Genomic DNA, 25,647 nt, shown 5'->3' on the forward strand with positions numbered 1-25,647 from the left:
CTGATACGCTAAGTGTCTTTATTTAGATATACGCGGTTCTCAGCCAGGACCATTCCGATATGGCAGAAAAAATTCACCAGTTTGTATCGCCGTGCATATATGGATTTGATACAATAACAGAAATGCCCATATGAGGAGCTGACTTAGCTTGTACACCATTGCCCATCGCGGAGCATCAGGTTACGCTCCGGAAAATACGTTTGCCGCATTTGACCTTGCGGCGGAAATGAATGCAGATATGATCGAACTGGATGTCCAGCTTACAAAAGACAGGCAGATTGTTGTGATACACGATGACAGAGTTGACCGTACAACAAACGGATCGGGTTTTGTTAAAGATTTTACATTGGAGGAATTGCAGAAACTCGATGCAGGAAGCTGGTACGGCCCTGCTTTTCAGGGAGAGCGTATTCCTACCTTGGAAAAGGTGCTCAAGCGCTACCACAAAAAAATCGGCCTATTAATTGAATTAAAAGGCCATCCATCTCAAATCGGAATTGAAGAAGAAGTGGGACAGCTGTTAGGGCAATTTTCTTTTTCTATCAACAATATTGTCCAATCCTTTCAGTTCCGCTCCGTCCAGAGGTTCCATGAGCTTTATCCATCGTTTCCGACAGCGGTCATTATGAGGCCCAATTTTGGTATGCTGTCCAGATATCAGCTGAAGGCCTGCCAATCTCTCGCAAACTATGTCAATATAAAATACACACGTCTCAACCGGCTGATGATCGCTTCCGGCCATAAAAACGGCTTAAAAGTGTTTGCATGGACTGTCAAGAATCAAAAGACAGCCGCAAAATTACAAGCCATGGGCGTGGACGGCATCGTAACAGACTACCCGGATTTCATCAAAAAGGATGGCAAACATGAAAAGATATAGCGCGGTGTTTGTCGGAGGCGCGCTTGGCGCCTGCCTCCGATACGGATTAAACATGTGGATACAGACCGATCAGTTCCCCGCTGCAACCTTGCTGGAAAACGCGGCTGGAAGCCTTCTATTAGGCATTCTGACCGGTTTTTTTATGATCAAGGCAAAACGGCCTCTGCTGCCGGTTTTTTTAGGTACCGGCTTTTGCGGCGGCTTTACAACAATGTCTACGTTTTCTAAAGAAACGGTGATGCTTTTGCAAGCACAACCCTCATTAGCTGTTTTATATATGGCACTCTCATTGATATCAGGAATCGTTCTTGCGCTGGTTGGCGTACTGGCGGGCCGCGTCATAGCAGGCATTCAGCAAAGAAAGGAGCTGCAGGCAAGATGACACTGGCGGGTATCTTTATAGCGGGCGGCCTTGGCGCGATGCTGCGCTTTTGGCTTGGCAATGTCATCACCGCCAAAACCAAAGGTCCCAGCCTGCCCATTGGCATATTAACAGTCAATATACTTGGGGCTCTCGGGCTTGGATTGTTTACAGGGCTCCACGTCACAAATGCTTCGGCCTCCCTCATCATCGGCACGGGATTTTTTGGCGCCTTTACGACCTTTTCCACTTTCAGCGTTGAAAGTGTTCAGCTCCTGCTGGCCAAACGCGTTATGGAAAGCATTCTGTACATCACCCTAACGCTTTGCGGGTCGCTTTTGGCGTTTTGGTGCGGCTGGACAATTGCAACGTAAAAAACCTTGAGCTTATTTCTCGCTCAAGGTCGCACTGTTCAGCATCACAGGCTCAGGCAACGGCATCGTGTGGTGCGCCGTAACCCCGGTTGTGCTGCCAGCTTCTTTTTTGATCTCAATTTGCTTGATTAATCGGCCGTCCATCTTCAGCACCTTTATCGTGTATGAACCGATGCGGATGGATTCACCAGCCTCAACATCGATGTTTTCTTTTAATATCAGCCCGCCGATCGTATCGACGTCTTCTTGAATCGATGCATCAAGAAGGCTGTTCACCTGATCGATCCGAACCTTTCCATCCATGACATAATGGCGGTCGCCAAGATGTTGGATCAGCGGCTGTTCATCCTCATCAAATTCATCTCTGATCTCGCCGACAATTTCCTCAAGAATATCCTCTGTCGTCACAAGTCCCGAGGTTCCTCCGTATTCATCGGACAATATGGCCATATGAATGCGTTCGCGCTGCATTTTAATCAGCAAGTCATGAACCGGGATGGTTTCAATCACTTCGATTACCGGCCGCACATACGGATGGATCGTCATCTTCATTCGTTCCTCTTCTGTCATAAACAACAAATCAGAAAACAAATGCTTCGTATTGACCAAACCGATGACACTGTCTTTGTCCCCGTCTGTCACAGGCCAGCGTGTGTATTTATCCTTCAGCATGACTTCAAGCATCTCGGCCATCGTCATCTCTGTTGACACAGCGGCCATTTCCTTCCGCGGTATCATAATTTCTTTGGCGATCCGATTATCAAATTCAAAAATCTTATTTACATATTTATATTCAGACGGATTAATCTCTCCGTTTTTTAAACTCTCAGACAACAGCATTCTGAGTTCTTCCTCAGAATGGGAACCATCATGTTCTGACGCAGGCTTTAAACCGAACAAGCCGCATAAAAGCCGCGCAGATCCATTGAGGATCCAAATAAACGGAAACAGGAGCAAATAGAATAAACGCAATGGACCCGCTATCAGCAAGGTCAGCTGTTCTGCCTTTTGGATCGCGACCGTTTTCGGGGCCAGTTCACCTACTACAACGTGCAGAAACGTGATCAAACCGTACGCGACCGCAAAAGAGACCGCATGAGAAACCGATTCCGGCAGGCCGAGCGGTTCAAACAATGGATGCAGCAGCCGCTCAAATGCCGGCTCCCCCAGTACACCGAGCCCGATTGATGTCAATGTAATGCCCAGCTGGGATGCAGATAAATATTCATCCAAATCTGTAATGACACGCTTTGCGAGTATCGCCCGTTTGTTTCCTTCCGTTATAAGCTGATCAATTTTGGATCTCCTTACTCTAACAATCGCAAACTCGCTCGCAACGAAAAACGCGGTTAAAGCAATGAGCACACCAATTAAAATCAGACTGTCAATATCGTCCATTTAACCTTATCCTCTCATACAAGGATAAGGAGTCACCTCCTGATATAATCATTTTTCCTTAACATTGAGGTACGCGGTGTATTGTTGCCTAAGCAGAGGGCCCCATCATACCACCTCCAAGTCAAAGTTTGATTATAAATTGTATATTTTATTGTAACACAACTCATTCCAAAAATGATTTTTAATTTTTAGACTTTTAGGAGCGGACGGAATCATTAACGCTCAGTTCAATCCCGAGTTCTACCGTTTGTTCTTTACCGAGCAAATTTAGCTGGACTTTTGCTCTTTTTTTGCGTTTATCAATTTTTTTAATGGTGCCTTCCAGCCCGTGAAGAGGTCCTGAGACCACATAAACTTTGGATTCCTCTATTTTAATCTTCGAATAACTGATAATGTCGCCTTTTTCTATCAATTTAAATAAAACGCTCATTTCCTCTTCTCTTATTTGACAATAATATTCCCCGGTTTCTTTAGTGTAACAGCTGCCATTATTTACAAATCGATAGAAGTCAGGAATTGAACGAATTTTATGTAACATGTTGCCATTCATCCTTGTTTTGATAAGTACGTAGCCCGGAAATAATGTTTTCATGACATGATAAATTTTCCCTTTTCTCCGTTCGGGCACAACCCTTCTCGGGACCATTGAATAAAGTGTATCCGTATCAAAATACATGTTCAAATACTTTTGGACAATTTCTTCTTTTCCGCTTTCAACAAAGATTGCATACCAGTTCATTTGATATTATCCTCCAAGTAAAATAGAAATATCTCATTTTAATGTCGGCGCCATCTCTTTGATCGGCAAAACAGCAGCTGCTCGATTACTGTGCACAGCATCTGGATTTAATCTGTCCCAATCTAGATGCGCAGCCTTGTTTTTCAACAAAAATTTTCACTGAGGTACCGGACATGGATTCGTTTTCAAGCAGATTTTAATTCAATTGTTCCGCCTTTATACCATCGGGGAGGGAGAATGCATAAAACAAAATTCGTCTGCGATGGTAGAACACAAAGCCGATGTTTTTTTATTTTTCCGTTAAGCAGCGGCGTGTGCTTCTGATCCCACGATCTAAGCTTTAAGATCCTCCTGATCACACAGTGCTGCCAGCGCCAGCTTTTGCCTGAGCCAGTTTACGTATATTATCATAACCCTCATCAATTTCTGGATAAGTTCTTTATCAGCAAAACAGCGGCCCAGCACGGGCACCACAAAATGAAAAAGTATTAGAACTGTTCACACCACTATCATATTGTCATATCTTAAATCAAAGGTATCTCTGATGTATTTGAAACTGCAAAATCCTTATAAACTTCATCTATGAAGACGAGTCCGGAGAACATACGGGCCAGTCTTTCTGCTTCTGAAGATGGCTGCAGGAGCACTGTCGGAACATTTGATGTCGGATATAATCGCATGTTCTCTTCTCAGTACTTCCCTGACTAAAACTGGATGCGGATATGAATTTTTACTCAGATTCAGCTTGATGGCGCTACCTTTTATGGGCTGGCTTGCAGATACGGGTCGTCAGTTTGATATGAGGTAAAGTGACAGACATGTCTTACAATCCTTAACTATTAAAATCTAGCAATTATATACATAAGTTTGAAAAAATGTTATGATTACCGTATCAAAATTTCAGAAAATGTTAAATGGTCAGTTTTTGCTTACTTTTGGATGTCAGTTTATTAATAAAGGAGTACTATCAGTGATTGAACTCATGCCGCTACTGAATGAAAAATCGAATATCCCTTTGTACATACAACTGTACCAATACATACGCGAGGAAATCATATCGGGGAGAATCAAACAGGATACAAGGCTTCCATCAATCAGAAATCTATCAGTATATTTAAAAATCAGCAGAACGCCTATCGCTGATGCCTATGAACTATTGCTAGAAGAGGGATTCATCAGAAGCAAGCCTAGAAGCGGTTTTTACGCTGTTTCACCGGAAAACATATCGGATTTGCAAACTGAAGCTTCCAGAGAACCCAAAGAAGAGAATCCCAAAAATCAAATTGCGAGTTTCGACTTTCATTATGACCATGTCGATCTCTATCATTTTCCTTTTAAAAAATGGAAAAAATGGAGCAGTTTATATTTAACGTCTGAAAACCTTCATCTGCTCCAAAAAAACCCAGACTTGCAGGGTGAATATGGCTTACGAAAGGAAGTTGCTTCATACTTGCATCAAGTACGGGGGGTGTGCTGTTCACCAGATCAAATTATAATCAGTGCAGGAACTTATCATTCACTTCAGCTTTTGTTTCATCTACTGAAGGATGATGTCAAAATAGTAGGTACTGAAGAAGCTGTGAACATTGGAGTAAAAGCAATATTCGAACAATACTCATCCTTCAGCTACCGCTCAATAACTCTGGAGTCTGATGGCATTAGTATGGAAGATTTATATAATAGCCAGGCTCAAGCCGTTTATGTAACCCCCTCTCATCAATTTCCTTTTGGTATGACGTTTTCGATTAAAAAGCGAATGGAGTTGCTGCAGTGGGCTTATGAAAAAAACGCTTACATAATCGAAAATGACTATGACAGCGAATTCCGTTTTAACGGACGTCCGCTCCCGGCGCTCCAAAGTCTAGATAAGCATGATAGGGTGATTTATACCGGTACTTTCTCGAGGATTTTGTCACCTTCTTTCAGAATCAGTTATCTCATCCTACCCCGCTCTTTGTTTCACCGCTTTCAGCAGCAGACACACAGCTATAATCAGATTGTGTCCCCTATATTGCAAAAGACACTCCAATTGTTTATGGAATCAAATGATTTTGCAAGGCACATGCGGAAAATGCGACATTTATACCAAAAGAAACATGATATTTTAGTTGATGCGGTAAATTATTTCTTTCAGGATCAAGCAGACATTTCCGGGCAGGGGTCAGGCTTACATATTTTGTTGAAAGTAAAGAATGGTATGACTGAAAATGAATTGATTCTTGCCGCGAAAAAAGAGGGCATCAACGTGTACCCATCATCCATTTATCATCTGGAACCGTCATCGGCATCACCCGCTGCCGTTCTGCTAGGATTTGGTGCATTATCTGAAGAAACGATAAAGCACGGTATAAAAAAGCTGGCAAAGGCTTGGAGAATCAAACAAATATAAAAAGCTAACAGCACGCACTGTTAGCTTTCTAGCTAGCTTATTCATGTGTTGGATATCTTCTTCAAATCTCATCAGCCAGTTGTATCGAGGAAACAAATATATGACAGGCACGCTCCCTTTAAGGCTCCACTTGCTTCACTCTTTACACAAAATCTTTATATAAGGCAATAAAGATATCCCGTGAGTTTTTAATCTGTTCTATCGGCACACTGAAGGATAAACGGAAGTGCCCTTTCATTCCAAAGCCGCTGCTCGGCACGATTAATAATTTGTATTTTTGGGCGGCATGCACGCAAAATGCGACCTCATCTTCAATTGGCGATTTCGGAAATATGAAGAAACCGCCCTTCGGCATTTCAAATTCAAAACCTGCTTCCTTTAAAATGCCGACCATTAAATCCCTGCGCTCTTTATAAGCGCTTGCGTCTACTCTTAAATCATCCATTCTTGCCACAGCCCGCTGCATCATGACAGGCGCATTCACAAATCCAAGCGTTCGATTACAGAACACAATAGCGTTGATCAACAGGGCGGCATCCGGCAGCTTGCTGTCTAATCCGATATACCCGAGCCGCTCTCCGGCTATGCCGAGATCCTTACTGAATGAGCTCGCCAAAATCACACGATGATACGACTGAAAAGGATTTGCCAGCTCTTCATCATAGATTAATTGACTGTACGGTTCATCAAACAGCACATAAATCGTCTGTCCGCTCTTCTCTTCTATTTCTTTTAATAAAGCGCCTAAATCATCTATATTTTTCTGGCTGAGAACAGTGCCTGTCGGGTTATGAGGTGTATTGAGGATCAGCCCTTTCGTCTTTGAGGTAATCGATTGTCTCACCGCCTCAATATCAATCTCAAACCGGGACGTCAACGGGCAGCTTACAGCTTTTCCCCCGTAGTTCTCAATATACAATTTATACTCGGCAAAATAAGGTGCGAGAATAATAACCTCTTCACCCGGGTTTACGATACTTTTTAACGCGACATTCAATGCACCGCCTGCGCCTACCGTCATGACGACGCGTTCCGCCGAGAACTCGGATTCAAAACGGGCCCCTAAAAATTGCGCTACTTTTTCTCTTGCTGCCGGAAGCCCTTGATTTTGTATGTATCCGTGATTGCCTTTGGCAGCTTCCTCTATTAATTCTCTCTTAAAAGCTTCAGGCGGTTCAACAACCGGATTTCCGATTGAAAAATCAAATACCTGGTCATCCCCGAACTCTTTCTTCAGCCTTGCGCCTTCATCAAACAGCTTGCGGATCCATGATCCTTTATTTAAGTTTTCTTCAATTTCCCGGGATAACCCAGCCAATTTTATCTGTCCCTTCCGCACTTAAAAATTAAAATTCTATCTTTAATTGACCATCGCGAGATAACGCTGATTCAATAAATCGGCAGTTTCCGTTATTAATTTTTTTCCAATTTTATGGACGTGGCGGTTTCTCCAATTTTCCAGTTCTGATCCTTTGACCCATTGGTTAAAAGCGCCGAGAGCAGGACCACAGTGAATCTGATAGTTTACTTTTTGCTCTTCATCCCCAATTAGTGCAAGCCGCGTTGCGTTTCCGAAATACCATTTAAAGATAAGTGCCATTTTGTATTTTGGCTGACGTTCCGCTCTTTCTATCTCATACGGAGACCTATATTTTTTTATGTCTGAATAAACTTCTTTAAATGTCTGGTGAAAATATTTATCTTCTACCATTTTTCTCGTTTTTTTATCTATTTCATCTATTGATTTATAATTCCGATACAAGTCATAAAGCTTATTAGCTCTGACAGAAAAAAATAATCCTTTTTTGAGTACTTGGACTTTGGCCCCGATTTCAAACATATCTCCAGCTGGAGCATAATCGGTATCTTGTACATTCGCGAGCTGAAGCAAATCCTTTACGGCATCGCTTGTCCCGGCTTCCACAGTACACTGGTTAATGGAGCCTGTCACAATATAATCAGCGCCGAGCATAAATGCAGCAGCAGCCGCTTCTGGCGTTCCAACCCCCCCCGCTGAGCCGATTCGTACTTTTTTGGGATAGCGGTATTCAGCATGAATCTTATCCCGCAACTTAATCATAGCTGGCATGAGAGTGTACGCAGAACCATTGTCCGTATGTCCGCCTGAATCAGCCTCAACAGTTATATTATCAGCCATCGGAATTTCTCTCATTAATTCGGCCTGTTCCTGAGAGATTTTCCCCTCTCTAGTTAACTGCTCTAATAAATGATTCGGGGCAGGTCGCAGGAAAACTTCTGCCACCTCAGGCCGAGAGACCTTCGCAAAAATCCGGTTTTTCGCTTCAACCTTTCCATTCTGATTTCGTTTGGCACCCCGAGCCCTATACATCACGAGCGGAGCGGTTAAGCTGATATAGGCGGCTGCTTCAATAATGTTTATCCCATACTGCAAATACAATTTTATCCTTTCTTCCTCTATATAAGGCTTATCCGGACTGCACAGTAAGTTCATGCCGAAAGATTCAGCATTTGTCAGTTCGCGTTGGATACATTGAATGGCTCGTTCAATTGATTCAATTTTCATGCCTCCCGTTCCATAAAACCCAAGCATCCCCGCTTTTCCGACTTGTACCACCATTTGTTCCGACGCAATCCCTTTATACATAGAACCTGTCACATATGCATATTGTAAGCCGTATTCTTCTTTAAATGCATTGCTGCCAAGAGCCTTCGGTGTAATCTTTGTGACGGGCTCAGACTGTTCTTTCCTATGATTCAGCTGAAGAGGCTCTGCTTCTTTTTGAATTTTTTGCGTCAGCTTCGTGAGCACATTACCTGGACCCACTTCCTCAATGGACTGCACCCCAATTGCTGACAAGTACCTTATGCTGTCTGTCCATTTGACTTGATGGGTAATTTGCATGGTAATATTCTTTTTGATGTCATCTCGGACATAAGGCATTCCTTCAACATTTGAAATAACAGGAATTTTTGGAGTCTTTAGTTGTATGCCTTCTAGAAAGTTGGAAAACTCTCTTTTCGCATCCGCCATATGACGGGAATGAAATGCTCCGCTTACCTTTAACGGGATAAAAGCAGCTGCGCCTGCTTTTTCAAAAATAGGCTGCGCCTGCAGGATATCCGATTCCAAACCAGAAATCACAATTTGTGTCGGTGAATTGTCATTAGCAATATCAACCGGCAGGTTATTTTCTTTTAATAGGTGCTTAATCTTTTGGACAGAAAAACCGATGACCGCAGCCATACCTCCGTTAACGGCCTTGCCCATCAGTTCTCCTCTTTTTTTGACAAGCCGCAATCCAGTTTCAAAATCAAATACACCTGCGGCAAACAAAGCGTTATACTCGCCAAGGCTATGTCCAGCCACAAAATCAGGCATTTTTCCTGTTTTATTGACCTTGTTTAAATAGCATAATGCATTCACAACAAAAAGGGCCGGCTGAGTATATTCAGTTTGTTTTAGTTTTTGGTTTTCATCATGTAAACATAAATTCTTAATTGAATATCCCAAAATATTATCTGATAGTTTTGTCAGGTTTGAAAACTCATCAAATAGGTTGCTGCCCATTCCCTTATATTGAGAGCCTTGACCCGGAAAAACATATGCTTTCAATCTCTTGTCTTCCTTTCTGTTTTGTAATAAGTCTGATTATTCCACAGCAGAGCGAGACCAATATTTCTTGTGGCGAAATTATCCGAAGACCATAAAAGATTAATTTCGACATACATATATGTAAACCATTAATTACTCTCAATCGACAGTCAATGATTTCATCTGCGAAGCGGACATGAGGCTGGTCACAGACAGCTTGATAAAAGGTTAATTCCTGTAATACATTTCCAAGAGAATTACTAAAGAAGCATTTGCAAAGGGCTGCCAAACCGCCAAAACCGCAAATTCCAAGCCGCACCATCGCTGAACTCTCTTCTCTCCTATCGTCCAGCTCAGTAAACAGAATTGCAAATCTATATCCATCTGATAGTACGAGAGCCTTGATTAGAAACCTAAATAAATACAGTGCGGTCATTCAGCATTTATTCCTTTATGTGCAAAGGAATAAAATCGCAATATTCAGAAAAATAAAAACAACATAATAAAATATACAGCTATAAAAAATTGTATATCATAAAGTTCGCAAGATCAATGCTAAGCACGCCAGGATATTAACCTGGTGAAATCTTGTGAGATTGTTTCCATTTCCCTTGATCTCTGCTTATGTTCCCTATGTTCCACCCTCGTGCCGCAACATCGAATGGCTTCCCTTATTTCTTTTTCAGTTTCGTTCTGTATCACACTTGATTATGCAAAATATGTATCATTTAGTCAATGCTTTTATATGATATTTTCAAAAAACACACTAAATTTATATTCTTGCATAAATTAGCTTCGCGAACTCATCAAAAACAATAAACTTGTGCAAGACACCGTTCATATATTAAACTATTCTCATAACTATAACGTGATGGTTGGGAGGGATATAGATGGGGCTGAGACTTATCGCATCAGTGAACTAGCAAAACTTGCCGGAGTAACGAAACGAACAGTTGATTATTATACGAATATCGGTCTGCTTACGCCGGCCAGATCCTGTTCAAATTACCGTTACTACGATGAAAATGCACTTAAACGACTCATATTTATTGTAGATTGCAAGAAGCAGCGATTGGCCCTGTCCGATATTAAAGATCGACTGGAGAACCAGTTTCCCTCTTCAGCTAAACTTGATGATGAAATTGGTAAACTGGCATTAGAAATTGATCATATGAATCAAAATATCTCCGGAATCTTGCATCGGTTTGAACGGCTGAAGCCCGAGGATCGTGACAAGCTGAAAAACAAGCTCCCACCCGAAAAGCTCGCCGTGTTCCAATCATTTATGCTGCTGTTAAGTTAAAACCATTTTATCTAACAGGAGGTGTTACCTTCATTCTCAATTCTAGAGTGAAGGTTCTAATTGGACATAGTGAATTTGATTTTAGTTGCTGTTTTAATCGCCCTGACGGCATTTTTCGTGGCCTCTGAGTTTGCCATTATCAGAATCAGGGGCTCACGAATCGATCAGCTGATCGCGGAAGGAAATAAAGCAGCAATAGCCGCAAAAAAAGTGACTACGCATCTTGATGAATATTTATCTGCGTGTCAGCTCGGAATTACATTGACTTCCATTGGATTAGGGGTTTTAGGCGAGTCCACAATTGAAAGGATGCTTCACCCGCTTTTCATACAATTGAATGTGCCAGGTTCCCTTTCACATGTCATATCGTTTATTTTTGCGTATGCCATTATCACGTTCCTGCACGTTGTTGTCGGAGAACTTGCGCCTAAGACAGTCGCCATCCAAAAGGCGGAAGCAGTGTCTATGCTGTTTGCGAAACCGCTGATTTGGTTTTACCGCATCATGTTCCCGTTCATTTGGCTTTTGAACAATTCCGCTCGGTTATTGACAAAAGCATTTGGCCTGGAGACCGTTTCAGAAAACGAACTGGCTCACTCTGAAGAAGAGTTGCGAATCATTCTGTCTGAAAGCTATAAAAGCGGTGAAATTAACCAGTCAGAGTTTAAATATGTGAATAAAATCTTTGAATTTGACGACAGGCTGGCGAAAGAAATTATGATTCCGCGGACTGAAATTGTCAGCCTTCCGCATGATATCAAGATTTCTGAAATGATGGACATCATTCAGATCGAAAAATATACCCGCTATCCTGTAGAAGAGGGCGATAAAGATAACATTATCGGGGTTATTAATATTAAAGAAGTGCTGACCGCCTGCATCAGCGGCGAGGTATCTGTTGATTCCACCATTTCTCAATTCGTCAACCCGATCATTCATGTCATTGAATCCGCGCCGATCCAAGACCTGCTTGTCAAAATGCAAAAAGACAGAGTCCACATGGCCATCCTGTCTGATGAATACGGCGGTACGGCCGGCCTTGTGACGGTTGAAGACATCATCGAAGAAATTGTCGGCGAAATCCGCGATGAATTTGATATTGATGAAATTAACGAAATCCGCAAAATCGGCGAAGGCCATTATATTCTTGACGGAAAAGTGTTAATCGATCAAGTAAACGACCTGTTCGGCATTCATTTAGAGAACGAAGAAGTCGATACGATCGGCGGCTGGTTCCTTACCCAAAAATACGATGTTGAAAAAGATGATTCTATCATCGAAGAAGGCTGCGAATTTATCATTAACGAAATCGACGGCCACCACGTCGCTTATATTGAAGTCAAAAAACTCGCGGCAGAAGAGCTGGTTGAAGCTGGAGAACCGAAAGAAGCATAATATAAAAAGACACCTTTTATTGAGGTGTCTTTTTTATTATGTTTTGTTTCTAACCTCCCTATTCTTTTATAAAAACTGAATCCTCGGGAATTCTAATCAGGGGACTGGATCTCATTTAAAAACAAGAAAAAGGAGTGAAATGATGAAAGTAGTGGTAACTGGAGCAGCAGGTAAAATAGGACGGTGGGCCGTAAGAACAATATTGGAGGCCGGCCACGATGTAACAGCGTCAGATAGAGTATTAACAGAGGAATCAGCATCAAAAACATTTATCCAAGCCGATTTGCGGGATTACGGCCAAGTATGCCAGCTTATTATGGGCTGTGACGCTGTGGTCCATCTTGGGAATATTCCGACCGATGTCAGAAATCCCTCTCAGGCGATATTTGAAAATAATATGCTTGTCAACTTCAATATTTTGGAGGCTTGTAAAGATTTTAAAGTGCGTAAGCTTGTATGGGCTTCGAGCGAGACGGTGCTGGGATATCCGTTTGTGCCGAAAGAGCTCAGCTACCTTCCTGTAGACGAAGAGCATCCGACCATCGTAAAATCGTCTTATGCAATGGCAAAGCGTCTAACCGAGATCCTTTCAGATATGTTTTCAAAGCTGATGAATACACAAATTGTCACCCTCCGCTTTGCAAATATATATGAACCTGATGAGTATGAAAAAATTCCAGGCATGCATTGGAACGAAAAGCAAAAGGATATCCAAAAGAAAAATGCATGGGCGTATTGCGATGTGAGAGACGCTGCGCACGCTTGCCTGCTTGCAATCGAAAAAAACAATATCGGCAATGAGGTCTTCCACATTACGGCGCCGGATACCATCATGAAAGAACCGAGTGAAGACTTGGTAAAACGATTTTTCCCAGAAGTCTCTTTAAAGCGAGATATAAAAGGATATGAAACACTGATGGCGATCGATAAAGCGAAAAAGACCCTTGGTTATGAACCCCGTTATACATGGCGTTCTGTATTAAACAATGACGGCTCACTCAAAGCACTGCCAGAGGACCAGCTTTCATTATCCAAAATATAAAACAAAAAAGCAGCGGATGTTCATTGAACTTCTGCTGCTTTTTTTATATCATATTCTTCTAAATCGATGTCTACGTCCATTTTAAGAGCCAGCTTCGCCAGCTGTTGTCCCATATAAGGCCCCATTGTCAAACCGGACGATCCAAGGCCATTTGCCGCTATGATCCCCTCCCAGCCGGGAAGAGGTCCGATCACCGGCACATCCCCTGGTGTAATCGGGCGCAAACCGACTCTTGCTTCTTGAAAGGTGCTGTTTGCTAAACTAGGAGCCATTTCCAATCCTTTGTTCAACAATTCCTGCAGCCCGCCTGCCGTTATCCGTTCATCACGACCTTCTATATCATCTTCACGAGTCGCTCCGATGGCCATTCTCTTGTCAGCATAAGCTAACAGATATTCCTTAGAAGGCGGCATGACAGCAGGCCAACTGTCCATATGGTTTGCGTCAGGAACCTGTACATATATGATCTGCGCTTTTTGCACGCTTACTTTGAAGCGAATACCTAAAGGCGCCAGCAATTGGTCTGCCCATACACCGGCACAAACAATTACCTTGTCAGCAGAATAACATTCATCACCGACGGTTACGCCTGTCACTCGTTTCGAATGATATTGAAGCTTGGCATCGCCTGTTAAATAAACGGCGCCCATTCTTTGAGCAGCACGCAATAATGCATCTCTCAGCATCTCGCCATCCACTCGGGCGGCTCCGCTTATATGAATTGAATGGTACCGTTTAGCCAGCAATGGAAACATGCCGGCGGTTTTGAATTCAGATAGAAAAGAAATGTCTCCGATTTCCGGGGCGTCTTGTTTGCGTTCTTGCACCCGTTTTTCAATCTTTTCAATCTTTTCTTTCTCGTGATGAATACTAAGAGCACCAACCGGAGCATAACCCGTTTCTATCTCGCCTGCTTTTCTAAGCTCCTCTATGAAACAGGGGTAAAAGTGCGCTCCTGCCTTTGCCAGTTTATACCACGCCTGATTCCGCCTCGGTGACAGCCATGGACAAATAATGCCTTTCGCTGCATGGGTGGCCTGTCCCTTATCTTTCCGATCTATGACAAGAACCTCAGCCCCCATTTTGGCTAACTGATACGCTGTTGACGCTCCTAGAATTCCAGCCCCTACTACGATAATTTTCATCATTTTCCGTAACCTTTCCCAATAATTAATTCCTTATATAGTATAGCTAATTGCCAAGGAACTTATAAACAATCGGGAATTCGGTGAGTGCGGGCACTGGTGGATTATAGCTGTTCCAGCTTGTTTTCAAGCTCTTTAATACTGTTATTTAAAGCCTCTGTCATGGCTGCAAGTCTTTCTTTTGACGGCAGGTGGGCAAAATCAGCCTGCTGAAGCGGCTCACCGATAATGAGCTTCATTTTTTCTTTTTTGAATAATCCCTTTCCGCTTGAAGGCCCTTTATATGCAGCGGGAACGAGCGGCGCTTTCCCCATTTGGGCAATTGTCACCGCGCCTCTTTTTAAAGGCACGTCCTCAGAGGTCCTTGTTCCGCTCGGGAAGATACCGACGATCTCTCCTTCTTTCAACAGCTTAATCGGGGTTTTAATACTGCTTGGTCCGGGATTTTCACGATCTACCGGAAAGGCATTAATGTTCTTCAAGAACGAACCGATCCATTTATTTTGAAAAAGCTCTTTTTTCGCCATGTAGTGTATTTGATAAGGAAGAATCCCGACTCCGAGTGTGATCACATCAACCCAGCCGGAGTGTGTACACGCGATGACAAAACCTGAATCGGCCGGAAGGTTTTCTTTGTTATACACCTTCACTCCTCCGCGAAGAGAAAGAATAACTTTTAAAGCATTTGCACAAAACTTATACATATCGCACTTCCTTTGTCGTAATCAATGATTCTTTCTGCTATCTATTATAACAATATTTTTTATTACCTGGTACTAATTTTTAAGATTTCTCTGGTTAAAACGCCAAAAAGCTGAGGATCGCCCTCAGCTTTTGTTATATTTCCTCCCTGGTCGGGGGTGCCATAAACTCGGGCCCAACCGGGGCTGAAATCGTATTTTCCAATATCGTATTGATGTCTTTATGATCTTCACTGCTCAGCTTCCAGCCTGTAATCTCCGATACCGCATCAACCTGCTCAGGCTTTCTCGCCCCCCAAAGAGCGATATCCGCTCCCGGCTGATCTAAGATCCATCTGACGGCCAAGTGAATCACTGATTTTCCATAACGTGTCTTCGCCAGCTCATCCAACTGATGAACAGCAGAAAGATACTCTTTAAAACGGGGCTGCTGGAATTTTGGATCATGATTTCGCAGATCGTCGCCCTCAAACGTGTACTCTTCGGTCATTTTACCTGTTAGCAGCCCTCTGCATAAACTGCCGTATAATAACGTTGTGATCTGTTTGTCTTTCGCATATGGAAGAACATTCTCTTCAATTTCTCTTTCAAACAGATTATATGGAGGCTGAATCGTTTGAAGCGGTGCAATGGCGCGAAATGTATCCATTTGTTCAACTGAAAAGTTACTGACGCCAATCGCCCGGATTTTGCCGGCATCATATAATTCCTTCATGACTTCCGCCGTTTCTTCAATTGGCACAAGCGGATCGGGCCAATGCACCTGATAAAGATCAATATAATCCGTTTGAAGCCGTTTCAAAGAAGCGTCGACTTCCTCTATGATTCTCGCTCTGTTCGCATGGCGGAACAGCTGGTTGTTCTTCCAGTCCAGAGCCGTTTTCGTTGCGAGAATCACCTGATCTCTTTTGCCGTGCTCCTTGATCGCCTTCCCTACAGTTTCCTCGGACTGCCCGAAGCCGTAGGCCGGAGCGGTGTCAATCAGTGTGATCCCCTGATCAAGAGCGGCGCGGATGGTTTTGATTGATTGTTTTTCGCCAGTGCCTCCCCACATGGTTCCGCCAATCGCCCATGTGCCTAGGCCGATTCTGGAGGCTTTTATTCCGGTGTCTGCTATACTGGTATATTCCATTGTGCCACTCCTTCTTTTTTCACTCTCTTTTCCCCACTGGAAAACATGTTAAACATTTCTCGGTACTATCTTTCGCGGCCATTTTTAGGTACTATATAGGAATGGTGTTTGATGAGGTATAAAAAGCCGTTTGCATGTAATGTGCAACTTTAAACCTTTCTTATGCGTGTATAACATAGAGGGGAGAAAAGGCAGTGACGATCGATGAAATTTATCAAATGTACATGAATGATGTTTACAGGTTCCTGCTCTCCATGACAAAAGACAAGCATCTTGCCGAGGACTTGCTGCAGGAAACCTTTATGCGGGCATACATACACATTCACTCCTATGATCACAGCAAAGTAAAGCCCTGGCTTTTTCAAGTGGCGCGAAACGCCTTCATTGATTACGTCAGAAAGCATAAGAAAGAAGTAACCATTTCTGATGACTTAATCGGAAGCCTCTTTCAAAGTGCTGTTCAGAGCCCTGCCCATCAGGTAGAGATAAAGGAAGTGTTGACTGGTTATATGTCCGAGCTCCCCGATAATTATCGGGAGGCCTTAACGCTATATTATTTAAAAGAGCTAAATTACAAAGAAGCATCCCATATTATGAATATTTCAGAGGCGAATTTTAAAAGTGTTTTATTTCGCGCCAGACAGCGGCTGAAAGCACTTTATAATAGAGGTGTTAATGATGAATGAAGAATTTAAAAAGCGTTTTGATCAATATAAAAATGGGGAAATGAGCGACCGGGAAATGACCGCATTTGAGGAAGAACTAGAGAAGCTCGAAGTGTATCAGGAACTGATTGATAGCGAGCTAGAGGACGATAACGATTGGGATGTCAGCATCAGTCCAGAAAAACAAAAAGCGATTTTAGCCTATGGGAAACGCAAGTCTTATTTACGAATTTCTGTCCTTGCCGTTATTTCGACCTTGATGATTTTGCCGCTTTGTACGCTGGGAAGCTACCTCTATTACGGAATGGGAGGAAAACAAAGCACCGGCAATGAGTTTATGGAAACCGCGGCAGTCACTGTAGCCCTGACCATGCCAAATGTTCTTGTCGATACATCCGGACTGAAAAGCCAAGTGAAGCTGTTTGGCATGAATACCGAATTCCCGTTGCAAAAGCAGATCGGTACGAAGACAGTCGCAGTGGGGAATGAACGAGTTGAAATGTTTTATAATAAAGTGAAAGCGCCTGTCGTTAACTACTATGATTTAGAAGTGCATAAAACCGGCCATTACTTTACACACCCATCAAATGCGTCTGAACAATCCACTGCAAAAGCTGACCAAACGTTAAAGACATTGCCCGAAGGAACGGTTTCCGAGGTCTACCTTTCATATGACCGTGCATACCCGACAAAAGAAATATATAACAAGTTCAAAGGGTATGATGTGAGCTTTTTGTGGAATGCAATTGAAACAGAGAACAACAACAATGAGAAAGTATACGCAGAGCCGCTTGGCTATCCAGGGAAAGATTCAAAGTTCTTGGCTGCGCTTAATACAAAAGGCAAGTCAAATGGCGATCAGTTTATCAACGCCTTGACATTCATGTCCAAGCACGAAAAATGGGCGCAGGTTATTTCAAAACGAAAAGATCTGAATGTGGTTAAACGATTGGATTATGTAGAGAAAAACGGTGTCAATGTATACGGTTCGGTCGTTACAGGCCCAACCAAAGAAATCCAGCGGATGCTGAAGAACAAATCTGTAAAATCAGCGAATGTCGGCGAGGTGGAATTATGGAACTGGTAAGAATTTTTAAAGAACACAATGTATTCGGCTGGATTTCAGTCGGGACAGCAATTCTGTCCCTGCTCTTGCTGAATTTGGCGATTATCAGCAATGTCACAATTTATTCCTATCAAATGCTTCCGTTCGCCATGGCCGCCGTTCCGTTTGGCATAATTGAACTCTTCATCAAGAGAGGGCGCACCGGACCAGGCCTGCTCGGCGTCATCCTGAATCTCTTTGTGATTATTTGTGTGTATACCATTGTATCTGTAGATACTAATTTACAGTTTGGCTTTTAAAAAAAAGACGCCTGAAGAGGCGTCTTTTTTGATTACAGCGGCTTTCTAAACAAGTAGCTTTCTATCGTAAAACCCATTTTGTCTATATAAAATCGGTGTGCGTCTTTACGCTGAAGGCCAGATGAAAGACTGACAAAGCCAAGTCCGGCTTTTCTTGCCCAGTCTGCGGCATAATCCAAAAGTAATTTGCCGTATCCCTTTGATCGGCAAGGCGCGGTTGTCACAAGATCCGCAATCCATAAATGCTCTCCCTTGTGAATGGAAACCCTCGGCAGCGCGCCGCACAGCGCCCTGATTGCCGTATCCTCATATAAGGCAAACAGCATATACGATTCTTGCTGCACACAGGCGTCAAGCCTTTGTAAATACGTTTCTTCATCCAGTTCTGTTCTCAATTCACTCATAACCGGATACGATTCAGCCCATTCTTCTTTCGTGGTTAACTGTTTCATATGAATCATCTTCTCAATCCCCTTTCCTTTCGTTACAATGATCATAGCTAATAAATGGCATTTACCAAATAGCCAATATCAAAAAACATGACCATGCCAGATATAAAGGAGACTCGAGATGGATATCACGCCGTTTCTTGATAAAAAAAGCAAAACACCGCTGTATGAGCAGCTTTATACCTTTTTCAAACAAGAAATTTCACACGCGAGAATTACGAAAGGAACAAAACTTCCGTCAAAACGCAGACTCTCTGTCTTGCTCGGTGTCAGTACGGCAACAATTGAACATGCATACGAGCAATTAACTGCTGAGGGCTATGTCAAAAGCAAACCAAAAATCGGCTGGTTCGCGGCGGGAGTAGAAGCAGATTTCCCAGCGGCTCCTGACCATTTTCAGCAGTCTATGCAGAAGGTCTTACCTGAAGAGAACGCACCTGCCATTGACTTTCATCAAGGCAATGTTGATCCGGCCCGCTTCCCCTTTAACGCATGGAGAAAAAGTATCGTAAAAAGTCTGGACCGCTATTCCGGCCACACCTCTGGAGACCCTCAAGGAGAGCCTGAACTCAGGCGCATGATTACCCGTTTCGTCAGGCTGTCAAGGGGTGTCATTTGCGAGCCCGGCCAGATCATGATTGGCGCAGGAACGACCGTGCTTCTGCAAATTCTTTGTCTTACGCTTAAGCACGGCACAAAAATCGGTTTTGAAGAACCAGGTTTTCACCGTTCAAGAAGATTATTTGAAGCAAATCGCATGAATGTCATTCCGATTTATTCTGATGAAGAAGGCGTCCTGCCGGGTGAGCTTAAAGCGCAGAATCCATCTCTCGTGTATACGACTCCTTCGCATCAGTTTCCGCTCGGGAGCATTATGACGATAACCCGAAGACAGGAGCTCCTGGCATGGGCAAAGGAAGCAAACTCGTTCATTATAGAAGATGATTACGATGGGGAATTTCGCTACAGCGGCCAGCCCATTCCGTCTTTGCAGGGTCTTGATCCAAATGGCAGAGTCATATATCTCGGCACTTTTTCAAAGTCACTGCTGCCTTCCTTGCGGCTCAGCTACATGATCTTGCCCCCTCTACTCATGGAATCGGTCAGAAAAAACGCTCACTTAATGAAACAAACGGTCTCTTCCCACTCTCAAATGGCACTGGCAGACTTCATCGAAAGCGGAGAGTGGCAAAAGCATGTAAACAGAATGAGAGCCTTATACCGAAAAAAACACGCTGTCCTGTTAGAAGCCATACGGTCTGAACTAGGGAACAGCGTTGAGGTTCTCGGAAAAAACTCCGGTCTTCATATCCTCCTGCGGCTTTTGTTTCCTGCAAGTGAAGAAGAAGCGATTAGTGCTGCTGCCGACAATGGCGTAACCATCTATCCCGTATCCCCCTCTTATAAAGGACAGCCGCCATTTGTTTCTGTTTTAATCGGTTATGGCGGTTTGTCAGAAGAGGACATCAGGCTCGGTATCCAAAAGCTGAAAACGGCATGGGCACCGTTGATATCGTCTTATTAAATAAGAAAACAGGCCCCGGAAACGGAGCCTGTTGTTTAAAATGATAAAATCCCGATTAAATTTAAGAATACAATAATAATGGCCAGCGGTACGATAAAACGAAGCAAATAAAACCATGTATAAAAGAATGCTTTACCTGCATTTGATCCGTTTCTCATTTCTGCTAAAAGCTCGCGCTTCGAAATTTTGAGCGGGATAAAAAGAGAAATTAACAAAGCGCCTAATGGCATCAAAACATTGCTGACAGTAAAATCGGCAATATCAAAAAACGTTTTACCGAATATGTTCACATCGCTCAATACGCCATAAGACAAGCAACAAGGGATTCCGACCAAAAAGATCAACAGCCCGCTTGTCCATGACAGTTTTTTTCTCTTCTTTTCGTCCCCTTTTCCGATTGTGGCGACAATAATTTCAACCATCGAAAACGCTGAGGTTAAGGCTGCAAATAAAAACGCAACGAGAAAGCCGATAAAAAACAACGTGCCGAACGGAAGCTGTTCAAAAACGGCCGGAAGCACTGTAAACAGCAATGTCGGACCTTCATTTGGCTGAAAACCGAATGAAAAAACCGCTGGAAAAATGGCCAGACCCGCCAAGAGTGTCACAATGATATTCATCACGACAATGGAGGCTGCCGAACGAGGGACATTTTGCGTTTTCGGCAAATAAGAGCTGTAAGTCACCATCACCGAAACCCCCAGTGTTAACGTAAAGAAGGCCTGTCCCAGCGCGAATAATATAGATTCCGGAGTCAAATTGCCGAAATGAGGCACAAGCAAAAATGTTACGCCTTCCATCGCACCATCAAGCGTGAGCGACCGAAGAACGAGCAGAATAAACAATAAAAACAAAATCGGCATGATCACCGCGCTGACCCGTTCAATCCCTTTTTGAACCCCTCTGGCGACGACCAAGACAGTCAGCACCATAAAAACAAACTGAGCCGCGAGCGTCTCACCGGATTTTGAATAATAGAAGCAAACAGGGTTCCAAACTGTTCTTGAGAAAGCCCGGAAAGTGAACCAGATGCTGTTTTCACGATATACAGCAAAATCCACCCTCCGATTACACTGTAAAACGACAGCACTAAGAAACATGCGGCTACACCGACCCATCCCGTGAGAAACCAAGCTGTTCGCGGCGCTTCTTTTTTATATGCATCAATGGCATTCATCTGGTTCCGTCTTCCAAAAATAAACTCTCCTACTAAAAGCGGATAGCCTAAGAGAATGGTAAATAACACGAAGATAAGAAAAAAGGCGCCTCCCCCATTGGTCCCTGCTACATAAGGGAACTTCCAAATCGCGCCCAAGCCGATAGCCGAGCCGGCGGCTGCCATGACGAAACCGATTTTCGAAGCCCATTGGACTGGTTTTTGCTCAGACAATAAACGTCACTTCCTTTCCACCCTATATTATCTCTTATTTTTGTCTTCATTTCTATAGATTCATTTACCAAGAACACAAAAGAGAGAGCGTCCTGAATGACCGCTCTCTTAACCACAAGATTATTGATTTAATTTTGAATGCTTTCTTGAATACAAGAAATAGATTGCCAATCCGATTAACAGCCACACAAGGAAGCGGACAATCGTCACCCATCCAAGATTTAAAATTAAGAACAGACAGAACAGAATCGCCAGACCCGGGATCACTGGAACCCCCGGACATGTAAAGGCTCTCGGTAGATCAGGCTGTTTCTTTCTCAAAACGATCACTGCCACAGAGATAAGCACAAACGCTGACAGTGTTCCGATGTTTACCAGTTTTGCAAGTTCATCCAGCGGAACAAGTGAGCCGAGGAGCGCCGACATTGTGCCGAAGAACCAAGTGGCCACATAAGGTGTTTTGTGCTTTGGATGGACCTTAGAAAGTGAGCCCGGCACCAGTCCGTCACGCGACATAGCAAACATGACGCGTGTCTGCCCATAAAGCATCACGAGCATAACTGTTGTCATTCCCAAAACGGCGCCAATATCAATGATGCCTGCCACCCAATTTTGCCCGGCGCTTTGGAGAACAAGAGAAACCGGATGATCCACGCCCGCAAACTGTGCAAACGGGATAACCCCTGTCATGATGGCTGATACAGTGACATATAAAATCGTGCAAACCAATAAAGAGAATATTATGCCTTTAGGCAGATCCTTCGCAGGATTTTTTGTCTCTTCCGCAGCAGAGGATACAGCGTCAAATCCGATAAAAGCAAAAAATACGAGCGCCGCTGCGCTGAATACGCCGCCAAAGCCCATCGGCATAAACGGCTGCCAGTTATGCGGCTTCACATAAACGGCTGCCACCGCGATAAACAGCAAAACGACCAGCACTTTCAAGATCACCATGATGTTGTTGACTCTTTTTGATTCTTTGATGCCTAAATAAAGCAAAAACGTTATCGCCATCACAATCACAAAGGCAGGCAGATTAAAGATGGTAAATGTGCCCTCCACCGCCCCCGGTGCTGCTGTTAAAGCAACCGGAAGATGAATGCCGAGCCCTGATAAAAACGATTGGAAATAACCAGACCAGCCGACTGACACCGCACTTACCGCCAGCATGTACTCTAAAATTAAATCCCACCCGATAATAAAGGCCAAAAGCTCTCCCAATGTCGCATACGTGAATGTATACACCGAACCTGAAACAGGCACACTTGACGCAAATTCTGCGTAAGACAGGGCCGCGAATAAACAAGCCAGCGCCGCCACAACAAATGAAATGGTCAGCCCGGGGCCGGCCGTGACTGCACCTGTTCCCGTCAGGACAAAAATCCCTGTGCCAATAATGGCGCCGATTCCAAGCAATGTTAAATCGAATGCCCCTAATTCTCTTTTTAAAGATTTTTCACCGCTCGTCGCAGCGATTAAATCCTGAATGCTTTTCTTCCTAAATACGCTCCCTTTCATTCCCCTTCAGCTCCTAGACTAATTATCTATTTTTATATATTTTATTTGAATTTTCAGAATTCATGAGCGATAATGGCCAATTTTCTGTTTTTCCACTCTATTTGTACCGGTGAACGAATCATTCCTTTCTCCTAACAATATTTATTATATATAAAATCACAAAAATGAAAACTTAATTGTCAGAAAAGTCGACAAATTCTCACCTTAAAATATCTCCTCACATAAAAAAACCAGCTATCACGCTGGTTTTTCGTTGATTATGTTGAAATAAAACGGCCGCCATTTACATGAATGGTCTGCCCTGTCATATAGGACGATTCGTCAGACGCCAGCAGGACATATGCACCTGCATGCTCGACCGGCTGCCCCGGTCTTCCCATTGGCGTGTCCAAGCCGTGCTGTTTCACTTTTTCTTCCGGGAATGTCGCCGGAATAAGCGGCGTCCAAATCGGACCGGGCGCCACCGCATTCACTCTGATGCCTTTATCCGCAAGCGACATCGCCATGGATCGCGTAAAGGAGACAATCGCACCCTTTGAGCTGGAGTAATCAATTAACGCCGTATCCCCTTCATAAGCGGTAATCGATGTCGTATTAATGATGGCACTTCCCTCTTTCAAGTGAGGCAAAGCTTTCTTCGTCATATGGAAAATGGAAAAAATGTTTGTGCGAAATGTCTTTTCCAGCTGTTCTGTTGAAATATTGAGAATACTGTCCTGCGGATGCTGTTCAGCAGCGTTGTTCACCAAGATATCAAGTTGGCCAAAGTGATCCGCTGTTTGCTGCACAGCTTGTTCACAATGGTTCTCGTCCCCGACATCTCCCGGGATAAGCAGGCAGCGGACATTTTCCTTTTCGATCCGTTTACGCGTTTCCTCTGCGTCCGAATGCTCATCTAAGTAAAGAATGGATACATCAGCCCCTTCTTTAGCAAACGCAATAGCTGCGGCTCTCCCTATGCCGCTGTCTCCCCCGGTAATGATGGCAACTTTCCCTTTCAGCTTTCCGCTTCCTTGATAATCCTCGTCCTCTGACAGAGGCAGCGGATTCATTTCTGACTCAATGCCCGGCTGTCTGTCCTGATGCTGTGGCTCTTGCCCTTCTGTTTGTCTGTCCATTGGGTTCATATTCATCACTCCTAGACATGTGGTTGATACTGAACGTTACCACGCCATAGAAGCGAATAAACGGCAAAATATGTTATGAAAGAACTTCTTCAGGAATGGTGCCTGTATATTTCGCTGACGGACGGAAAATCATATTGTTTTCTGCTTGTTCCAGCACATGGGCGCACCACCCTACCATTCGGCTTGCTGAAAAGGTTGGTGTAAACAATTCATCGTCAAAGTCGATGGCCTTCATCACAGCAGCCGCATAAAACTCAACATTTGTGTACAGCTTGCGTCCCGGTTTGTAGATTTCAAGCAAACGAATTGCCTCTGCTTCTACATGCAGCGCAAGATCAAGATCGCGGTCATTGCCGGCCACCTCTTCTGCTTTCTGTCTCAAAGCTTCTGCCCGCGGGTCCCTCGTCTTGTACACCCTGTGGCCGAATCCCATCAGGCGCTCTCCTTGTTCCAGTTTTTCTTTCAGGTATGCTTCAGCATGTTCTTTTTCTCCAATGTCTTCAAGCATTTTTGTCACCGCAGAGGGAGCGCCTCCGTGCAGCGGGCCTTTCATCGTGCCGAGAGCGGCAGTGACGGCTGACACTAAATCACTCTCTGTAGATAATGTGACCCGTGCAGAAAAAGTGGATGCGTTCATGCCGTGCTCCATGGCCAGAATCATATATGTTTCAAGCGCTTTCTTTTTTGCCTCTGAAGGCTGTTCACCTGTGAGCATATAATAGTAGTTTTCGACATGTCCGTACTGGGAAGATGGTGTAATTGCTTGTTCACCGCGCGCCCATCGTTTTCTATACGCAATGATGGAAGGCGTGATGGCAATCAGACGAATTGCTTCTTCTGTTTTCGGATGGAACGTGTACGCATTTTCCCCCAATGCTGAAACAACCGTTCTCAGCACCGACATGTCGTCCATGTTGTTTGGCAGTGACTGAATCAATCGTTCGATGTGTTCCGGCAGATGCCGCTCCGCAGCAAGCTTCCCTTCAAATGTCTGCAATTCTTCAGATGAAGGAAGTTTTCCAAACAAGATCAAATAAGCGGCTTCTTCAAAGCTGTGATTCAGTGCGATGTCTTTCGCATGGTGGCCTCTGTAAACCAAGCGGCCTTTTTCACCGTCAATATGGCTGATGGATGTTTCCACACATGTAATTCCCTTTAATCCGTAATGTACCATT

Annotated in this window: 22 protein-coding genes and 1 pseudogene; 11 read left to right on the top strand and 12 right to left on the bottom strand. The window is 43.7% G+C overall.

The annotated features are described in order from the left end of the window. The first annotated feature begins 148 nt into the window (after positions 1–148). From V6D41_RS11860 to crcB, 3 genes are read left to right on the top strand one after another with little or no spacing between them, the layout of a single operon-like run. Positions 149–880 (top strand): glycerophosphodiester phosphodiesterase, encoded by a 732-nt coding sequence (locus V6D41_RS11860; protein ID WP_333518331.1) that lies wholly within the window; start codon positions 149–151, stop codon positions 878–880. Next, entirely contained in the window at positions 867–1,262 is a 396-nt protein-coding gene (locus tag V6D41_RS11865; protein ID WP_333518332.1) for a fluoride efflux transporter FluC, read from the top strand. Before V6D41_RS11860 ends, V6D41_RS11865 begins: the two co-directional genes overlap by 14 nt. Then, positions 1,259–1,615: a fluoride efflux transporter CrcB gene (gene crcB / locus V6D41_RS11870; protein WP_087991212.1), complete on the top strand. Its 357-nt coding sequence runs from the start codon at positions 1,259–1,261 to the stop codon at positions 1,613–1,615. The genes V6D41_RS11865 and crcB overlap by 4 nt, the downstream gene beginning before the upstream one ends. A gap of 12 nt (positions 1,616–1,627) precedes the next feature. Here crcB and V6D41_RS11875 read toward each other — a convergent pair whose 3' ends face one another. Together V6D41_RS11875 and loaP are read right to left on the bottom strand one after the other, a co-directional pair. Next, positions 1,628–3,013 carry a hemolysin family protein gene (locus V6D41_RS11875; RefSeq protein ID WP_333518333.1) on the bottom strand — a complete coding sequence of 462 codons (1,386 nt, stop codon included), beginning with the start codon at positions 3,011–3,013 and terminating at the stop codon, positions 1,628–1,630. A gap of 196 nt (positions 3,014–3,209) precedes the next feature. Beyond that, positions 3,210–3,752 (bottom strand): antiterminator LoaP, encoded by a 543-nt coding sequence (gene loaP / locus V6D41_RS11880; RefSeq protein WP_333518334.1) that lies wholly within the window; start codon positions 3,750–3,752, stop codon positions 3,210–3,212. Between the two features lie 970 nt (positions 3,753–4,722). Between loaP and pdxR (V6D41_RS11885) the strand changes: the two genes are divergently transcribed. Then, positions 4,723–6,141, top strand: a complete 1,419-nt coding sequence (gene pdxR, locus V6D41_RS11885) for a MocR-like pyridoxine biosynthesis transcription factor PdxR (protein WP_333518335.1) — start codon at positions 4,723–4,725, stop codon at positions 6,139–6,141. Between the two features lie 142 nt (positions 6,142–6,283). Here pdxR (V6D41_RS11885) and V6D41_RS11890 read toward each other — a convergent pair whose 3' ends face one another. Together V6D41_RS11890 and fabD are read right to left on the bottom strand one after the other, a co-directional pair. After that, positions 6,284–7,465 (bottom strand): pyridoxal phosphate-dependent aminotransferase, encoded by a 1,182-nt coding sequence (locus V6D41_RS11890; protein ID WP_333518388.1) that lies wholly within the window; start codon positions 7,463–7,465, stop codon positions 6,284–6,286. Positions 7,466–7,501: 36 nt separating this feature from the next. Beyond that, positions 7,502–9,736: an ACP S-malonyltransferase gene (gene fabD / locus V6D41_RS11895; protein ID WP_333518336.1), complete on the bottom strand. Its 2,235-nt coding sequence runs from the start codon at positions 9,734–9,736 to the stop codon at positions 7,502–7,504. Positions 9,737–10,586: 850 nt separating this feature from the next. On the opposite strand from fabD, the gene cueR reads away from it, so the two are divergent. The 3 genes from cueR to V6D41_RS11910 all read left to right on the top strand — a co-directional run bounded on the left by cueR (position 10,587) and on the right by V6D41_RS11910 (position 13,455). Next, positions 10,587–11,018 (top strand): Cu(I)-responsive transcriptional regulator, encoded by a 432-nt coding sequence (gene cueR, locus V6D41_RS11900; RefSeq protein WP_289349051.1) that lies wholly within the window; start codon positions 10,587–10,589, stop codon positions 11,016–11,018. A gap of 60 nt (positions 11,019–11,078) precedes the next feature. Further along, positions 11,079–12,413 (top strand): hemolysin family protein, encoded by a 1,335-nt coding sequence (locus V6D41_RS11905; protein ID WP_148964119.1) that lies wholly within the window; start codon positions 11,079–11,081, stop codon positions 12,411–12,413. A gap of 142 nt (positions 12,414–12,555) precedes the next feature. Then, positions 12,556–13,455, top strand: coding sequence for an NAD-dependent epimerase/dehydratase family protein (locus V6D41_RS11910; RefSeq protein WP_148964118.1), 900 nt, complete (start codon positions 12,556–12,558; stop codon positions 13,453–13,455). Between the two features lie 20 nt (positions 13,456–13,475). On the opposite strand, the gene V6D41_RS11915 is transcribed toward V6D41_RS11910, so the two are convergent. From V6D41_RS11915 to V6D41_RS11925, 3 genes are all read right to left on the bottom strand, one after another. Continuing rightward, entirely contained in the window at positions 13,476–14,603 is a 1,128-nt protein-coding gene (locus V6D41_RS11915) for an NAD(P)/FAD-dependent oxidoreductase (protein WP_333518337.1), read from the bottom strand. Between the two features lie 101 nt (positions 14,604–14,704). After that, a complete protein-coding gene (locus V6D41_RS11920) occupies positions 14,705–15,304 on the bottom strand; it encodes a 1-acylglycerol-3-phosphate O-acyltransferase (protein ID WP_333518338.1) in 600 nt (199 codons plus the stop codon). Between the two features lie 133 nt (positions 15,305–15,437). Next, positions 15,438–16,433: an aldo/keto reductase gene (locus V6D41_RS11925; RefSeq protein WP_333518339.1), complete on the bottom strand. Its 996-nt coding sequence runs from the start codon at positions 16,431–16,433 to the stop codon at positions 15,438–15,440. Between the two features lie 194 nt (positions 16,434–16,627). Here V6D41_RS11925 and sigM point away from each other — a divergent pair, with 194 nt between their 5' ends. From sigM to V6D41_RS11940, 3 genes are read left to right on the top strand one after another with little or no spacing between them, the layout of a single operon-like run. Continuing rightward, complete coding sequence (sigM, locus tag V6D41_RS11930; protein ID WP_087991201.1) at positions 16,628–17,119, top strand: RNA polymerase sigma factor SigM; 492 nt, start codon at positions 16,628–16,630, stop codon at positions 17,117–17,119. Continuing rightward, positions 17,109–18,185 (top strand): anti-sigma factor, encoded by a 1,077-nt coding sequence (locus tag V6D41_RS11935; protein ID WP_333518340.1) that lies wholly within the window; start codon positions 17,109–17,111, stop codon positions 18,183–18,185. The genes sigM and V6D41_RS11935 overlap by 11 nt, the downstream gene beginning before the upstream one ends. Further along, positions 18,173–18,463 carry an anti-sigma factor gene (locus V6D41_RS11940; RefSeq protein ID WP_087991199.1) on the top strand — a complete coding sequence of 97 codons (291 nt, stop codon included), beginning with the start codon at positions 18,173–18,175 and terminating at the stop codon, positions 18,461–18,463. The genes V6D41_RS11935 and V6D41_RS11940 overlap by 13 nt, the downstream gene beginning before the upstream one ends. Positions 18,464–18,495: 32 nt before the next feature. On the opposite strand, the gene V6D41_RS11945 is transcribed toward V6D41_RS11940, so the two are convergent. After that, on the bottom strand, positions 18,496–18,924 hold the full coding sequence (locus V6D41_RS11945; protein ID WP_087991198.1) for a GNAT family N-acetyltransferase: 429 nt from the start codon (positions 18,922–18,924) through the stop codon (positions 18,496–18,498). Positions 18,925–19,033: 109 nt separating this feature from the next. Between V6D41_RS11945 and pdxR (V6D41_RS11950) the strand changes: the two genes are divergently transcribed. After that, positions 19,034–20,437 (top strand): MocR-like pyridoxine biosynthesis transcription factor PdxR, encoded by a 1,404-nt coding sequence (pdxR, locus tag V6D41_RS11950; RefSeq protein ID WP_148964411.1) that lies wholly within the window; start codon positions 19,034–19,036, stop codon positions 20,435–20,437. 35 nt (positions 20,438–20,472) lie between these two features. Here pdxR (V6D41_RS11950) and V6D41_RS11955 read toward each other — a convergent pair. The 4 genes and pseudogenes from V6D41_RS11955 to citA all read right to left on the bottom strand — a co-directional run bounded on the left by V6D41_RS11955 (position 20,473) and on the right by citA (position 25,646). Then, a pseudogene (locus tag V6D41_RS11955) lies at positions 20,473–21,827 on the bottom strand (sodium-dependent transporter). Between the two features lie 120 nt (positions 21,828–21,947). Beyond that, complete coding sequence (gene bcaP, locus V6D41_RS11960) at positions 21,948–23,345, bottom strand: branched-chain amino acid transporter BcaP (protein ID WP_087991195.1); 1,398 nt, start codon at positions 23,343–23,345, stop codon at positions 21,948–21,950. Between the two features lie 257 nt (positions 23,346–23,602). Next, a complete protein-coding gene (locus V6D41_RS11965) occupies positions 23,603–24,472 on the bottom strand; it encodes an SDR family oxidoreductase (protein WP_333518341.1) in 870 nt (289 codons plus the stop codon). Between the two features lie 73 nt (positions 24,473–24,545). After that, positions 24,546–25,646 carry a citrate synthase CitA gene (gene citA / locus V6D41_RS11970; RefSeq protein ID WP_333518342.1) on the bottom strand — a complete coding sequence of 367 codons (1,101 nt, stop codon included), beginning with the start codon at positions 25,644–25,646 and terminating at the stop codon, positions 24,546–24,548. Position 25,647: the final 1 nt, after the last annotated feature.

This window comes from Bacillus sp. 0102A, assembly GCF_036765155.1.
Lineage (GTDB): Bacteria > Bacillota > Bacilli > Bacillales > Bacillaceae > Bacillus > Bacillus subtilis_G.